17 protein-coding genes are annotated in these 15,678 nt (G+C 46.2%); all 17 read left to right on the top strand.

Features of this window, described 5'->3' with window-relative positions; all coding sequences use genetic code 11:
- The first annotated feature begins 4 nt into the window (after positions 1-4).
- Positions 5-445 carry a hypothetical protein gene (locus CJF29_RS16715; protein WP_099147064.1) on the top strand — a complete coding sequence of 147 codons (441 nt, stop codon included), beginning with the start codon at positions 5-7 and terminating at the stop codon, positions 443-445.
- A gap of 29 nt (positions 446-474) precedes the next feature.
- Positions 475-849 (top strand): hypothetical protein, encoded by a 375-nt coding sequence (locus CJF29_RS16710; RefSeq protein ID WP_099147063.1) that lies wholly within the window; start codon positions 475-477, stop codon positions 847-849.
- 213 nt (positions 850-1,062) lie between these two features.
- Positions 1,063-3,003: a phage tail tape measure protein gene (locus CJF29_RS16705; RefSeq protein ID WP_099147062.1), complete on the top strand. Its 1,941-nt coding sequence runs from the start codon at positions 1,063-1,065 to the stop codon at positions 3,001-3,003.
- Between the two features lie 4 nt (positions 3,004-3,007).
- Complete coding sequence (locus CJF29_RS16700) at positions 3,008-3,643, top strand: DUF6046 domain-containing protein (RefSeq protein ID WP_099147061.1); 636 nt, start codon at positions 3,008-3,010, stop codon at positions 3,641-3,643.
- Positions 3,640-4,611 (top strand): hypothetical protein, encoded by a 972-nt coding sequence (locus CJF29_RS16695; protein ID WP_099147060.1) that lies wholly within the window; start codon positions 3,640-3,642, stop codon positions 4,609-4,611. Before CJF29_RS16700 ends, CJF29_RS16695 begins: the two co-directional genes overlap by 4 nt.
- Positions 4,608-5,111 (top strand): hypothetical protein, encoded by a 504-nt coding sequence (locus CJF29_RS16690; protein WP_099147059.1) that lies wholly within the window; start codon positions 4,608-4,610, stop codon positions 5,109-5,111. The genes CJF29_RS16695 and CJF29_RS16690 overlap by 4 nt, the downstream gene beginning before the upstream one ends.
- Positions 5,108-5,410, top strand: coding sequence for a hypothetical protein (locus CJF29_RS16685; protein ID WP_099147058.1), 303 nt, complete (start codon positions 5,108-5,110; stop codon positions 5,408-5,410). The genes CJF29_RS16690 and CJF29_RS16685 overlap by 4 nt, the downstream gene beginning before the upstream one ends.
- A gap of 97 nt (positions 5,411-5,507) precedes the next feature.
- Positions 5,508-5,720 (top strand): hypothetical protein, encoded by a 213-nt coding sequence (locus tag CJF29_RS16680; protein WP_413544500.1) that lies wholly within the window; start codon positions 5,508-5,510, stop codon positions 5,718-5,720.
- A 9-nt stretch (positions 5,721-5,729) separates the two neighbouring features.
- A complete protein-coding gene (locus tag CJF29_RS16675) occupies positions 5,730-5,978 on the top strand; it encodes a hypothetical protein (protein WP_099147057.1) in 249 nt (82 codons plus the stop codon).
- Complete coding sequence (locus tag CJF29_RS16670) at positions 5,971-6,468, top strand: N-acetylmuramoyl-L-alanine amidase (protein WP_099147056.1); 498 nt, start codon at positions 5,971-5,973, stop codon at positions 6,466-6,468. Before CJF29_RS16675 ends, CJF29_RS16670 begins: the two co-directional genes overlap by 8 nt.
- Positions 6,465-6,971: a hypothetical protein gene (locus CJF29_RS16665; protein ID WP_255299398.1), complete on the top strand. Its 507-nt coding sequence runs from the start codon at positions 6,465-6,467 to the stop codon at positions 6,969-6,971. Before CJF29_RS16670 ends, CJF29_RS16665 begins: the two co-directional genes overlap by 4 nt.
- Positions 6,971-7,249 carry a LysM peptidoglycan-binding domain-containing protein gene (locus CJF29_RS16660; protein WP_099147055.1) on the top strand — a complete coding sequence of 93 codons (279 nt, stop codon included), beginning with the start codon at positions 6,971-6,973 and terminating at the stop codon, positions 7,247-7,249. Before CJF29_RS16665 ends, CJF29_RS16660 begins: the two co-directional genes overlap by 1 nt.
- Entirely contained in the window at positions 7,249-7,926 is a 678-nt protein-coding gene (locus CJF29_RS16655) for a hypothetical protein (RefSeq protein ID WP_255299397.1), read from the top strand. The genes CJF29_RS16660 and CJF29_RS16655 overlap by 1 nt, the downstream gene beginning before the upstream one ends.
- Before the next feature lie 27 nt (positions 7,927-7,953).
- On the top strand, positions 7,954-8,097 hold the full coding sequence (locus CJF29_RS16650; RefSeq protein WP_255299396.1) for a hypothetical protein: 144 nt from the start codon (positions 7,954-7,956) through the stop codon (positions 8,095-8,097).
- On the top strand, positions 8,087-8,575 hold the full coding sequence (locus CJF29_RS16645; RefSeq protein WP_099147054.1) for a hypothetical protein: 489 nt from the start codon (positions 8,087-8,089) through the stop codon (positions 8,573-8,575). Before CJF29_RS16650 ends, CJF29_RS16645 begins: the two co-directional genes overlap by 11 nt.
- Positions 8,568-9,374, top strand: a complete 807-nt coding sequence (locus tag CJF29_RS16640) for a hypothetical protein (protein WP_255299395.1) — start codon at positions 8,568-8,570, stop codon at positions 9,372-9,374. Before CJF29_RS16645 ends, CJF29_RS16640 begins: the two co-directional genes overlap by 8 nt.
- Positions 9,375-9,381: 7 nt before the next feature.
- Positions 9,382-15,678, top strand: a complete 6,297-nt coding sequence (locus CJF29_RS16635; RefSeq protein WP_099147053.1) for a hypothetical protein — start codon at positions 9,382-9,384, stop codon at positions 15,676-15,678.

Raw genomic sequence — 15,678 nt, 5'->3', positions numbered from 1 at the left:
AAATATGGGACTGTTAGGAACATTAATCAACAAATTCGGAAAAATAGCCGGATGGAACAGCGTCAAGGTTGTCATGCTCGGACGTCATGTAGAAGGCATTACAGCCCTTTCCTACAAGGACAGCAAAGAGAAAGAGAACATTTACGGGGCTGGTGAATTTCCCGTCGGTCGTGGTGAAGGAAATTACAAGGCTGAAGCATCGATCACCCTTCTGAAAGAAGAAGTGAACGCCTTGCAGTTGACACTCGGTCCGGGAAAGCGTCTCATGGATATTGAACCGTTCGATATTCCGGTCATGTATGAGTATAAAGGACTTATCATGAAAGACGTAATCCGGAATGTCGAATTTACAGACAATGGTGTAGACGTTAAGCAGGGTGATAAAAGCATTGCTACACAATTCACCCTTCTTCCCAGCCACATCGACTGGAACGTAGCAATGTAGTTTAATAACCGTTTAAAAGACTTTTAAAAATGGAAGATAAGAAAATCAAGGCTGGAAAGCCTTACGAGGAACTGACAGCGGAAGAAAAGGCTCTAATCGTTGACTTCAAGGAAGAAGAGCACGCAGAACTGAAAACGAAATACGGGAAACGACTGAAACATGTCACCGTACAGGTGGATGAAGACGAACGTTATGACTACCTGATTGTCCGTCCGAGCAAAAACATCTTGTTGGCAATGGCGAAGAAAAAGGACGATCTTGAAGAAGCGAATGATATCCTGATCCGGAACTGCGTGGCAGCTGGTAATATGAAAGCGTTGGACGATTCTGCCGTCTATACTTCAGTTCTGACCGCCATTGGGCAGTTAATCGCTGGTCAGGCGGCTTTTATCAGCAAAGCATAGAGGAATATTCAAAATCGTTCAGTCTTGTTGAGGGAATAGACGCCATTCTGAAAAAAGTATATGGCGTCGACGTTCCGGGCAAACTGGACGAAGATGAATGGCTCAGGCTCTATGCCGAATACCGCATGTTGCGGAAAACTGAGTTGGAAGAATTTGAAATAGTGGTGCATAATGCAGTCGCTAAAGTAGTAAACCGATTATTCTCAAAAGACAATGCAAGTGACTCAATGGATATTGGAACTGGTTGACAGGATCACCTCTCCGTTACATGCCGCGACCGATGCAGCCGAAGAAGCTACACGGGTAATCGACGACACGGAAGAAGTGGTCGACCGTCTTGGGGAAACATCGGGAAAAGCAGCCGGGAAACTGGAAGGGTTGGGAAAAGGAATGTTCTTTCTCAACCAACTGAAGGAAGGTGTTGACAATATCCGTGATTCCTTTAACGATGCTATCGAGCCGGGTATTCGGTTTGAAACTGCCGTTGCTGAAATGTCCGGTATCACCAACATGGAAGGCAAGGAACTGGACGTTTTAGCTGGTAAAGCACGGACAACTGCAAAAGTGTTCGGTGTCGATGCGGCAAACGCTATGGGCGTTTACAAGGACTTGCTTTCAAAGATAACTCCGGAACTGAAGAAAGCACCGGATGCGCTGGAAATTATGTCGAATAACGTAATGACGCTTAGTAAGACAATGCAGAATGACGTTCCCGGAGCGTCCGCCGCCATGTCTACCGCCATGAACCAGTACAAGGTTTCGCTCGACGATCCGATGAAGGCTGCACAAACCATGACGGACTATATGAACATCATGGCGGCAGGAACCGTCGAAGGTTCTGCCGAAATTAAAGAGGTAGCTGAAGCACTGAAACAAACGGGTAGTGTCGCAAAAACATTCGGAGTTGAATTCGCTGAAACGAACTCTGCAATCCAGTTGCTTGATAAATCAGGGAAAAAAGGTTCTGAAGGCGGTATTGCCTTGCGTAATACGATAGTCAAATTACAGGCTCCGACTACGGACGCGGTCAAGCAGTTAAAAGCTGCCGGGGTCAGTATTGAAACGATGCAAAACCAGTCCCTTTCACTGACTGACCGCCTGCGTGCCCTGACTCCGGTCATGCACAACGCGACAACCATGTCCGCATTGTTCGGAGGTGAGAACCTAGCTTCGGCAATGGCTTTGATTGATGGCGTAGACCAAATCGATACATGGACGGAAGCGATACAGGGTTCTACTTCAGCAGTCGATATTGCAGGCAAACAAATGGATACCTATGCCGAAAAGCAGAAACGCATGCAAGCGTTTATTGATGATCTGAAAATCAGCATCTTTGAATTTGTAGAGCCTATTGCGCCAGTTCTTGAAGTGCTAGGAGTCCTTGTCGGGGCATTGGTGACGCTCGGAACTGTCGCGTGGTCTATCGGGCAAATCATGACTCTTGTCTCTATCAAATCCTCGATTGCATGGCTGGCTGGCATGGCAAAAATGGTCGTATCAACAGTAACGTCTTCGGCTCTCATATCCACCGCTATTTACAGTATTCCGATTATTGGATGGATAGCACTTGCAATCACTGCCATTACAGCACTGGTCGCTTTTCTCTGGAATAAGTTTGCAGGAGTACGCGCCTTCTTCTATGCCTTGTGGAACTTTATAAAAGTAATCTTCACGGAATACTATAAGTTCATTTTTAACGTGATGAAAGCGATTGTCGATGTCATAAACCCGGCAAACTGGTTTGATGATGATTTCCATTTCAGCGATGTTTGGGACAGGCTATCACAGCAAGCACTTGAAGGGGGTAAAAAGGTCGGCAGCGCATTTTCAGATGGCTGGAAAGAAGGCATGGCAGACTGGGAAAAGTCACATCCTAAAGACGGAGAGAAAAAAGGAGATACCAGTTTTAACCTGAATTCCCCCTTGTCTCCAGTCAACGGGCAAACCGTACTGGCAACTGGAGGGACAAAGGCAACCGATGAGAAGACCGGACTTGGCGGGAAAGGCGGAAGCAGCGTGAAAAACATCACCATGAACGTGACATTCAACAATAATTTCAGGGTTTCAGGAGGTGCGGATACGCGTGAAATTGCGGATAAAGTTAAACGGGAAATTTTGGCAGTGATGACCGATACAGTACCAGCAATAGGATAAAGTTATGACAGGAAATACAGCGTTAAATATTGGTGCATTGTTCACGGAAGTTTTCGGAATCTCATCCCCGATTTATCTTCCGTGGGGACGCACCCTGCAGGATTACGATCCGGGACAATATACCGGAGTGACAACCATTCCGGATGCCGAAGCCGAAGCGTATAGCTGGATGGGGACTCCGGTGATCGGAACGTTTACTCTTGACGGAAACAAGCAATACAGCACCTATAATCCGGACGGGTCACGCGGTACGATGAACATGGCTAGTTTTCCGATGCCCTATGCAACTATCGTTGATTTTTCGCGCTCGATGAACTGCTCGAAGACTAAAGTTTTGGGCGTTCACGGGACTGTGAAAGAAATCTACGGGCTTGATGACTGGAAAATCAACATCCGGGGATTTTGCATAGCCGATAAAAGCCGGGACGGTTACAAGACGGTAGCCGAACAGGTGAACGCTCTTAATAAGTTCCGCAAAGTGACGGAAGCGATCGGAGTGACGGGAAGTATCTTCAATAACAAGGATATTTATTCCATTGTCATTGATAACCTTTCGTTCAACCCGATTCAGGGAAACAGCAGCGTAGTCCCCTTCACGATAGAGGCGACAAGTGACAACCCTTACGAATTGACATTATGAGCTATATGATGTGCAGCCGGATCATATTTCCGGCAAACGAAAAACGCGAGGAACTGGTCATTCATGCGATATCGTCGGTTCACATCGAAAGTTCATGGAAGATGTTGACGGATTCGGCTGAAATAATACTTCCCAGGCGTATCAAATACTTTGCAGGAAAAGACCTGAAGGAAATGCTGTCTGCCGGGGATCAGGTGAAAATTGAACTCGGATATGACGGTGACCTGTACACGGAATTTGAGGGGTATATTTCATTAATCGGCTGGGGTGTCCCGGTGACGATCCGGTGCGAGGATGAAATGTACAAACTAAAAAGAAAGACGGTATCCTATTCCGCAAAGAATGTCACGCTGAAGAAGCTGCTGGCAGATGTTGCCAAAGACTATGAGGTGAAAACTAACTATGATGCGGAACTTGGCGCAGTACGGTATTCATCAAAAACGGTTGCGGAGATTTTTGACGACATACGGAAAAAGACTAACCTTCACTGCTATTTCATCGGTAAAGTCCTGTATTGCGGAAATGTATATTCCGAAAAGGTTGACACCAAAAAGGTGAAGATTGTACTGGAAAAAAACGCAGTCAGTCAGGACTTGAACGAAACGAACGGTGAATTTCAGGTTAAAGTGGTCAGCATTGGTGCAGGCGGTAAGAAACTGGAAGCAAAAGCCGGGGTAGAAGGAAGCGAGGTTTATAACCTTACCTACAATGAGAAAGGAAAGTCCATCAAGGTAGAGGACTTGAAGACGTTTGCAAAGGATTTTTACGAAAGCCTTAAAAAACAGAAGTATCGCGGGGGTGTCGAACTGTTCGGAGTACCTGTCGTTCATCACGGAATGACAATCGACCTGAAAAGTGAGGTGACACCGGAAATGAATGGATGCTATTATGTTGAGAAGGTGACAAAGGATTTCAGAGACGATGCCACTTACAGACAAAAAATAGACCTAGGAGGACGGGCGGAATGACAACGGATGAACAATTACGCGATGCGTTTGAAAGGCGGATAAACGGTGCAAAACAAGCGCAGCTGCGCTGGGTAACAGTCGATACGGTTGATAAGGACAACAGGGCAATGGACGTGACGGGAGTCGTTGACCAACTTGAATACTATAACGTCCAGTTGGGAATGGGTGCACTATGTATCTACCCGAAACCGGGAACGACTTGTCTGGTCGGGATCATTGAGGGACAGGAGACCGACACCTTCCTGATCTCCGCTGACGAAGTGGACGAAATTGTACTGAATGGCGGGGCATTGGGCGGACTGGTAAAAGTCGGTGAACTGACGGAACGGCTGAACCTGATAGAAAAGGACATCAATTCGCTGAAACAGAAATTGTCCGGCTGGACGCCTGTTCCGAACGACGGGGGATCGGCTTTGAAAACAGCATTGTCCGCCTATTTTACGGAGTCCCTGCAGGAAACACAAGTCAAGGATATTGAAAACGAAAGGGTGAAACAATGAAAGGACTATTACTTGATAAAGACGGTGATATCAGGATTGTTCCGCATACAGCGACAGACGGGAAACTGACTGGATTTGCAGTCGGTGATACCCTGATTCAAAACGCGGCAATAGTGCTGGAACTGAATCAGGGAGAATTGAAGGAAGACCCGGTTCTTGGAGCAAACCTGATCCGATACATACGTTCAAAGGCTAATAAAATAGTCATTGAAAAACAAATGAAAGTCCACCTGAAACGGGCAGGCATTGACTATTCGGAACTGGTGGACAAAATAAATATTGAAATTACTAACGATTAAATTAACGAAAATGAAAGCAAGTAACGATTTGATTAAAAAGTTCGGAGTGGACAAAATCATTCACGGACTAATTGGAATGCTCATTTTAGCCGTGTGCGTGGTAGCATCAGTTTTCCTGTTTGGAGTGAGCTTCCTTAGCGTATTGGGCGGCATGGTCTTGGGGACTGTTTTCGCATGGCTGGCTGGTAAATGGAAAGAATCGAAAGACGATGATCCGGACACGGCAGACATCCGGGCGACGGTACGCGGGGCGTTGTTGGCAGATGCGGTCATATTACTGGTGTGGATAGTCTTCCGCCTGATTTTATAAGTATGTATCATGAAAAGACTACACGTACAGTTATGGATCGCAGTTTTCCTGTCCGTATCCGGAATGACCCTACTGTTTTGCGGATTTTGGGTTGAACCTACGGGGCAGATTGACAACTCTGTTTTAGTCGCCTATGGCGAAGTTTCGACTTTTGCGGGCGCACTCTTCGGAGTTGATTACAGGTATAAATGCAAGTATAAGAAATACATTCAAGGAGAAGACGAAACAGAAAATAAGGAGGAAAAGAAAGATGAATAAACCTACATACATTATCATTCATTGTTCTGCGACACGCGAGGACAAAGATTTCACAGAGAAGCAAATTAATGATTCACACGTAGCCCGTGGCTTTGGAAAATGGGGATACCATTATTATATCCGAAAAAACGGACGTGTGATCCCCATGCGGGCGGAGAACGAAATCGGAGCACATGATAACTTTATCGTTCCCGGTATGAAAATCAGTTATAACCGTTGTTCGATTGGCATTTGCTATGAAGGCGGACTGGATAAGAACGGCAAGGCAAAGGATACCCGGACGGACGCGCAGACGAAAGCGATGCGCGAGCTCGTTCAAGACATCTGCCACCGCCACGACATTATCGATATCCTCGGACATCGTGACACCAGCCCGGACAAGAACGGGAACGGTATCGTCGAGAAATGCGAATGGATGAAAGAATGTCCCTGCTTCGACGTAAAGAGTGAATTCACCTCATTTTTACCACCTGTAATCGTTCGACCATGAAAAAGATACTCATTTTTCTATTCGCAATCGTGGTGCTGTCTGTCTGTTCCTGTCGTTCGTCGAAGATTGACACGACCGTCCATCAGACTAGCACAGAGCAAAAGCAGACGGAAAAGGAAGAAACGTCCACCGACAAAACGCAAGTTGACGTAAACAAGAACGTCGAGCGAATTATGGAAATGATGCAGCAGATGAATTTCAACTGGCAAAAGACAAACCTTTCGCCACCGGATTCGACTGGGAAACAGTACCCGACTTCGACGGAGACAGCAACAGGAACGTCCACCAAACAGGAGAAAGAAACATATAACGAACAGTTACAGGTGCAAATTCAAGAGATTCAGGAAACCCTGATGACATTGAAGGTACAACTGGAGAAGCGGGAGAAGAATGATACAAAGGTCGTTGAAGAGGTTACTTACATTCCCCCGTGGATGACGGCAATAACTGTAATATCATGCATCGTATTAGTTCTATACCTTTATAAAATTATAAAAATGTAATGAAAACAGTAGTACAAGCCGGGCAAACCCTGCTGGATATAGCCGTGCAGGAATATGGTACAATCGAAGCGGTGTTTATGCTTGCAAAGGCAAACGATATGAGCATAACGGACACCCTGAAAGCCGGACAGGAAATCGAAACACCGGAGAAGGTATATAACAGCGAACTGGCTGATTATTGTCAGCGGAACTCCGTTTGCCCGGCTACTTCTGAAACTGCATCAAATGCAATACGATTGAGAATTTTCACAGAACAATTTACCGAACAATTTAAATAATGGCTAGAACAATCGCAGAAATAAAGAAAGAAATGACGGACGCCTATATGTCTAACAGCATCATCCGGGACATATACGGTATCACAGGTGATGCCGACTTTGATTCGGTGTTTTCTCCCGTGTCAATAGAAAGCACCCTGTTCTACATTTTTGCGGCAACAGCGCACGTCATAGAGCAAATGTTTGACCAGTTCAAAACGGACGTTGAAGAACGTATTGACGCTAATATCATACCGACCGTGCGCTGGTATCATAGCAGTGCGCTGGCTTTCCAGTATGGTGATCCGCTGGTTTATGATCCGGAGAAATATCAGTTCCGGTATTCCACTTATGATGAGACAAAACAGCTTGTCAAATATGTGGCAGTCAAAGACCGTGGCGGAAGCATTCAAATACTTGTGTCCGGAGACGAAGGCGGGCTTCCCTGTCCTTTGACCGGAGATGTTTTAACGGCATTTAAAAGCTATATGAACTCGATTAAAATAGCCGGAGTAATTCTCTCTATCCAATCAATGAAGGCAGACGACATCTGTATCAACGCGACCATAGAAGTCGACCCGATGGTTATCAATTCTTCCGGTGTACGTTTGTCCGATGGCAGCAAACCTGTGGTCATTGCTATCAATGATTACCTGAAGGGCATCGAGTATGGAGGTAAATTCAATAAAACGAAATAGGTTGATGCAATCCAAAAAGTTGAAGGAGTGCTGGACATTGAGCTTGGAGAATGTGCCGCGAAAGCGTCATCCGCTACGGAATATAATGTAATTAAAAATAATAACTATACGGCTGTAGCCGGATGCTTCATCTTAAACAGCCTTGAAACTTCTCTGACTTATGTGGTATGATTTTGACATTATCAAATACGCGCAGTATGTGCTTCGTCCGTCATTGAGGAAAAGGAAGATATTTGCAATTATCTCGGTCTTCCTGCTTCCTTTGATTTTCATCTATACCCTGTACAAAAGTTATCGTAAGCAGGCTATTGACAAATTGAACATCAACGGTCAAGTGATATATATTGAAAAAGTCCTGAACGACAGGTTTTTCTTAAAAAACCGGGAAATATACATAACTGATATTGCGGGAAAGGAATTCTACCTGTATCATCGCAGGGAAGAACAAATACCGTCTTATTTGCATAAACGGAGTGAAGGGGCAGAAATAAAATACATCCAGCAGCGCGGTGAAGGAAATTATTCAGGAAATTACATGGTGAATATACCGTCGTTCCTGTCAGCGTATGAGGGTGAAATTAAAAATTTGATTGACTATTATAAACCAGCCGGACGCTCTTATGTCCTTAAAATATACGAATATGAATAAATTGTTATTTAAAGAAGGCGGACAACCGTTTTATCTTGATGATTTGGAATTTATGCAAAGTGCATTTGCTGAAACCGTGAAAGGAATAATCAGTACATATGGTAATGTTATCCTTTCCGGCTGTAACATTCCACCTCCTATTTCTATAGCCGGACATCCGACGACTTATGACTGGGAAGAAGGTTATATAGCCATTAACGGAGAAGTTTACAGGGTAGAGAAGGGCAGATTTCAAGGAGGGTTGAATTCTGAACTTTACTGGAAAGTGGTCAGTACAGATGAACAAAAAGAGAACTATGAAGACGCATCAGAAGGCTGTGTCTACCGAATCAGAAAGGTAGTGCTGACAGATACGGTAAAAGAGGGTGAACTATTTGTTTCGCAACAAACTATGAAGACGTTGGAAGAACTGACGAGCCGTTCGCTGTCATTATCAGTGGAAGAGGTATCGGTAAACGCTGACGGGAATAAGGCGACAATCCGAGTGTCCGAGGAAGATATACCTCTTCTTCAAGAGGGGGACATGATAGAAATTATTATCTCTCTCGGGTTTAAGTACGGTATTATGGATGGGGCAGTCACAAGTGTTGAATCATTCAAGTTTATAGTTAGTAATGATTCCCGCTCTTACAGGTGTATCGTAGCGAAATCTGATACTGGCGAAACAATTATTCCAGTATATGCCAATTTTAATGCGGGAACAGGTGCGTTATACCTTTCCCATGACACCAATCGGGTTTTATATGTTAGTCCAAAATCCAATCATCGTATAATCGTTCACAAAAATATTCAGAAATAAAATAAGTATGGCAACAATATACGAATTAAAAAGACGGGCACAGGAGCTTTCGGCAAAGAAAGACTCCCTATCCATATCACCTGACGAAGTGGGCGGTTTGATTGATGAGACGCTGGATGTCATCAATGAAGCGGAAAAGAATCAGGTGGGACTGGGTATTCGTAATACATATACGACCGTCGCGAAGATGAACGCGGACAGTACTTCTCCGGCTGGTTCTGACGGAAAACCGTTGAAATTCGGTCAGATTGTGACGGTATATGATGACGGCAATCCCGATGCAGCCGACAATGGCAATATTTATGCCTTTCAGAATCCGGGCTGGAAGCTTGTCTCAACGACAGGCAACCTTTCCGTATATGCCAAAAAAGAAGACGTACAGGCGGCAAAGAAAACGGCTGACGATGCACAAACGAAAGCGAATGAAGCAGCGGAATCCGCAAAAAAAGCAAATGAAAACATCGGAAAGCTATCCGATAATGTCGGTACGGAAGAAGCATCAGAAAGCGAAGACGGGACAGTATGGGGCAAACTTAAAAGCCTTTCCGACGATGCTGACAGTACATCGCAGGACGTGTCCTCTTTAATGGTAGACTTTGTACACCATTCGACGGAACGCTTTGACGAAATAGTGACTGATGCTTCCATCGTGATGGAGCAGTCCAGCGCAACCGCAGAGGGCGGTAAGGTTGTATTTGTTGCCAGCAAGGGTAAATTTGCCTATTTCGTTGATAACAAATATTATCCAAGTTGGACGGGTGTTGATAACTACATGAACGCTGACCGGACATCCCCGCACGAGAATAAAATATTCCTGTTCGGCAACAAGACCTACATCTACTTTGCCGGGGCTCTGCTTTCTGCCGACTCCGACGCGATGCAGTTAGCCGCGTCTGCGGACTTGGCGGCAAAAGCGGCAAAGAAATCGGCTGAAGGCGCACAGACTACCGCGTCTTCCGCATTGTCACTGGCCAACAAAGCCTTGTCCGTTATTAACGTCAACGGAGTTTGTGGCGGCTCTGTTTATTCATTACCTACAGCTATTGCCGCGATTACGGAAAGGGAAGATGTGGACAACATCATCTACCGTAAACCGGGTATTGTTTTAACCTATAAAATTGCTGAAAGCGAATGGGAGTCCAAGCAGTTTGCAGGTTCATCCCTTGAAGGATTTGCCACAGAAGCGAACTGGATAGACTTCGGTAGTGCTAGTGGAGACATGACAGGCAAAGGCGCAGTACTGTTGGTCGATGAAATTGCACCATTATCAAACGGATACTATATTCTTCAAACGGCTATTAATGCCCTGACAACCTACGAGACAGCAAATGAAACGGAATGCATCAAGCCCGGTGTGGTCATTATCTACCGCACCGGAAAAGAAACATTCGAGTCTAAACAGTTGTGCGCGTCCCGTGCCGATTATAATGACTTGGCGGCATGGATTGACTTCGGTTCTGCTGCCGGAGGAACGGTCGAAACCGATTCCGAAATCATTAAAGACAGCGTGAATCCGGTAGCGGGTGGCGCGGTCTATGATGCCATGCCCGTCGAAGTGGATGGTGAACAGGCGGAAGACGGAACGGTGCGCGTGTATATGAAGAACGCGGAAGGGCTTCCACTGGGAGACGGTTTCACTTTTGCGGTCGGAACTGGTGGCGGTGGGGACGTTGCCGGGACAATCGTGTACATCTACCCGCAAAAAACGTCCCTGTATGCCGCACTCGGAACTGACGACCTGACAATCAAACTTGCAATCCTGTCACGTACCGGATCGGGCGAAATGATTTCATATAACAATATCGAAACCCTGCAACTGAAAGACAAGTCAACGGGTGAAACGCTTGAAACGTTCAACGTGAACCGGGAAAGCTCCGCATCTGATACGGACTACTCTTTTACCATCCCGGTAAAAAGCTATTTCAGCGAAGCGATGAACCGAAAGTTTGTAGTCGTCGCCACCGATGACGGGGGAAACACCGCACAGAAGACAATCAGCGTCACGGCTGTAAACCTGAAACTTTCGCGTGTGTGGGCTTTGTATAAAACATTGCAGCAAGGCTCCGGACTTGTCACCATGACGGACGTGTTCAAACTGTCCTCCGCTAATAAATCCACCGTTACGGCACATATTAAAGTGGGTGAAGAATGGAAACTGATATCACAGTCCAGCGTGGCTTCTACGCGCTCACAGGACTTGCAAATCAACGTTTCGTCTTTGGGATTGACACATGGTGCATATACTGTCAAAATCGTTGCACAGGACGTGGAATCGGGTGTGTGGTCGAACTACCAGTTTTTTGACGTGATGATCGTCAACCCGTCCAGCCTTATGCCCGTTGTCTCGTTGGCACATTCGGAAGAGACGGAAACGGCATGGTCAGTCAGGAAGTATGCAAACCTCAATATCGAGGTGGCGTGCTATGATCCCAGCCATGTCGCCACCGATGCCCACGTCGAAATACACAGGGTCGCAAAAGTTACCAATACATCTACCGGGGACAATAATGAAACCGACACAGTGCTGACTACCGTATCAGTAGGACGTAACAGTACATTCAATCTGTCCACCCGTGTCGATGGCTTCACGATTGCAGACAACATCCGGAATACGTTGGGTATTTACGGGAAATGCGGTGCTGGGGAAAGCAATACGATTGAGTACTCCGTTAACAGTTCCGTCATTGACATTAACGGTGATTCCAGCTATATAATTTATTTCAATCCGGCAGACAAGGACAACTCGGATCAGGACAAGTCATGGCTGTACGGACTTTATGAAATGAAGCAGAGCGGGTTCAACTATTCCACGAATGCCTTTGTCACTGACAAGAACGAAGGGAAGGCATTCAAGGTTTCGGATGATGCCACCGCATTGTGTACTTATCGTCCCTATAACCGTACCAACATTGAGCAGACCGGATCGACTACCATCATCAAGATAAAGACGCAGAACGCTGCCGATCCTGACGCGAACGTCGTGTCATGCTGGGACGAAGCAAACCAAATCGGGTGGCGTATCACTTCAAAATGTGTGTACTTCAAAGCACTCGGAACTGAACTGATCGAACGGTATTTCAAGCCGGGCGACATCTACGAGTTTGCCTTCGTCATTGAAAAGGCAAATGCGGAAGAAGATGGCAAAGGGTACATAAAACTGTATTGTGACGGTGACCTGATTGGCGCATCCAAATATACGGCAGGACAAAGCGCGATCAAACAGTCCGAACAAATCAGTTTCTCCGGAACAGCCGGGGAACTGTATATGTACCGCTTGCTCTCTTGGGAAAAGGAAATGGCGGACGAACAGATTAACGATGAACTTGTGATCGGTAAATCTGATACGGACGAAATGATCGCTTTGAACAAAAAGAACGATATCCTAACCGATAATAAAATCGACCTGAACAAAGCACTTGAAATGTGTGACTGTCTGGTGGAAATGCCGCACGGGGATTATAAACTTGAAACGCTTGACAACGTAACGGATACGTCCACCAAGATATATACAGACCTGTACCTGTTCTGCAAGGACAAAGGTATGAGCCTTATTATCGAGAACGTGGAAACGACCAATCAGGGTACGACATCCGCCTTCTATCCGACCTATAAGAATAGGAAATACAAGCTGAAAAAGGCAATCATCCGTGCAATGTATCCGGAACTAGCTCCGCAGGCTTTGCTTGATGCGATTGCAAACAAGAAAATCATCCTGCGTGGCAAGACTATCCCATTCGACAAGGTCTGCCTGAAGGTGAATTATGCATCACCCGACAAGGTGAACACACCGATTTCCCGTATCAATAACGATATGCAGAAAGCTTTGGGCGAGGATTACATGACACCAGCGCAAAACGCGTACTATGCGGACGAAAACAACACGCTGGACTTGCGTACAAGTATTGACGGTAACAGCGTGCTTGTCTTCAAGTCGGATACCGGAAATATCAATGACGCGTACTTTTGGTGTCGCGGTGACTGGAACATTGACAAGGGAAATCCACCGACTTTCGGTTTCAAAGATGTTCCCGGTTACAATGCCGACTGTTTGAGTTATGGCGACTTCACCGACCTTCCGGACGTGACGGAATCCTATTTCATGTCCCATACTGGCGACTACGATCAGGATACAATATACATGCTTTCCAAATCGACGGACGCTTCGTACAAGTTTATGGAATACGTCGACGGAGCATGGAAGAACACCACCGGGACAGTCTCTTTCAACGGCAAGAAAACGGTCGTTACCGGGCGTGTCCTGAATCCGGTTGAATGTGTTGAAATGCTTGATTATGAAGGCATGTGCATCTTCGATGACATAGACAACTTCATGACCATGCAGTCGACGCACAGCAAGTGGGTGAAAGGCTTGTACGGTGCGGAACTGTCAACGGAAAGCCTTGTTCCGAAATGGACGATGTTCTTTGAATTCCGTACACCGGACGATGATGATATGAGTCTTGCTTATGCGCTCGGAAAGAAGACACCATACCGCTGGAAACAGTTCTGCGAATGGGTATATTCCTGTAACCCGAAGAACCGTATGGCAGGCGGCAAAATCAGTATCAACGGGGTACAGGTCAGCGACACGCTTGAAAACCGATACCGGAAGCTGGTTGAAGAAATGGACAAGTATTGTAGCGTGGCTTCTTTCCGCGCATACCTAGTCCGTATCCTGTATCATTCAGGCGTCGACCAGTTATCGAAAAACAGCATGTGGGCTTTGTACCTTTGCCCGGATGGTGTCTATCGCTGGTATATGAACCATGATTATGACTCGGACAGTACGAACGGCAAGAATAACTCCGGTATCTTCAAACTTCCGTATAACGTGATGCTTGACAGCGTCATGGAGGGGGAAAACGTGTTTGCCGGACGTATGAGCGTCGTATGGCAAGGCATGTGGCGTTACGATCAGGTCGGGCTTGCAGCGACCGCAGAAAAAATCCGTACATCGCGCCTTCCGGGTGGTGAGTCCGCATTCTCCTACGAAGCCGTACTGCGTGAGTCGGAAGAAAAAGACCACCTGATGATACCCGCAATCGTTGCCTGCCGTGATTCCGTGGCGAAGTACATCACCAATCCGGGCGGTCAGGCATTCAATGTGATCTCCGGTATGGGTATCCCTTACCGCCATTACTATGTGTCTGCCCGTTATGATTTCCTTGACGCTTATTTCGGTGTCAGTACAATCCTGAAAGCGGATAATATGTGCATGTTCCGTGCTATCGGTGAGAACATCAATATCGAAGTCACAGCGAGCGAGCAATGGAAACTATGGGCGGGATTCAACACACCAGCCGCACAACAGGGAGCGTGGGCGGAAGAAGACGGTTCAAAGGTGACATTCCACTTTGACGGTTCAAATTCATCCAGTGCGATCTATATCATCGGTGCATCAAAAATCAAGTCTTTGGGTGATTTGAGTACTGTCAATATTGACGGTACACAGGCAAAGGACTTCACTACGCTGATCCGCGTCGAGGAACTGGTGTTCGGCAGTAAGCGCGAAGGATATGCTAACAATAGCGTCACAGACCTTCCGCTTGGTGAAAAGCCGTATATGAGACTCCTGAACGTAGAGAACTTCAAAAAGCTGGTATCTCTTGACCTGACCGGAGCAACGCGCCTTTTGCGTCTGCTGGCATACGGCAGTTCCCTTCAAATCGTCAACTTCGTGGGTGGCTGTCCGGTTCAATATGCGGAATTGCCGACCACCATGACACAGTTCAAGTTGATGAACCTCGATAAGTTGAGCTATAAGGGGCTGAATGCGGACACAGGCATCGTTGTTGAATCCATGCCGAACATCACCACACTGCGCGTGGAAAACTGCCCTCTTATCGACGTTGTAAAGATGATCCGCGATATAATCGATTCGCAGGAAGGTAATGTCGTATTCCGCCATATCCGTATCACCAACCGTGATTTCATCGGGAACGGTTCGGAAGTGCTGGAAATCCTGCAACTCGGTATCGGGGGACTGGACGAAAACGGAAATCAGGTAGAGAAGCCCGTACTTACCGGAAACTATCTGCTGGATGAAGTCATCGAGAACTCGGATATAGAAGCGATCCGTAACGGCTTCGAAGGTCTGACCGTCAGCACCATAATCGACGCTTATATCAAGATCATCGACTGGTTTAATGCGGAAGCCTACGGCGGAGAACCCTATTATCCCGAAGTCACATTGGATAATGTGGGTGAAATCATGGACTATTATAATGGTGAAACCTATGAAGAATACCTTCAACGGTTTGCGGAAGAAAATATGGATATTAACGATATAGTAAACAGCAAATAA

The sequence above is a fragment of the Bacteroides celer genome, assembly GCF_002632415.2.
Classification (GTDB): Bacteria; Bacteroidota; Bacteroidia; order Bacteroidales; family Bacteroidaceae; genus Bacteroides.
Note: the sequence above shows the minus strand (reverse complement) of the source record. Positions and strands in the feature narration are given on the sequence as shown.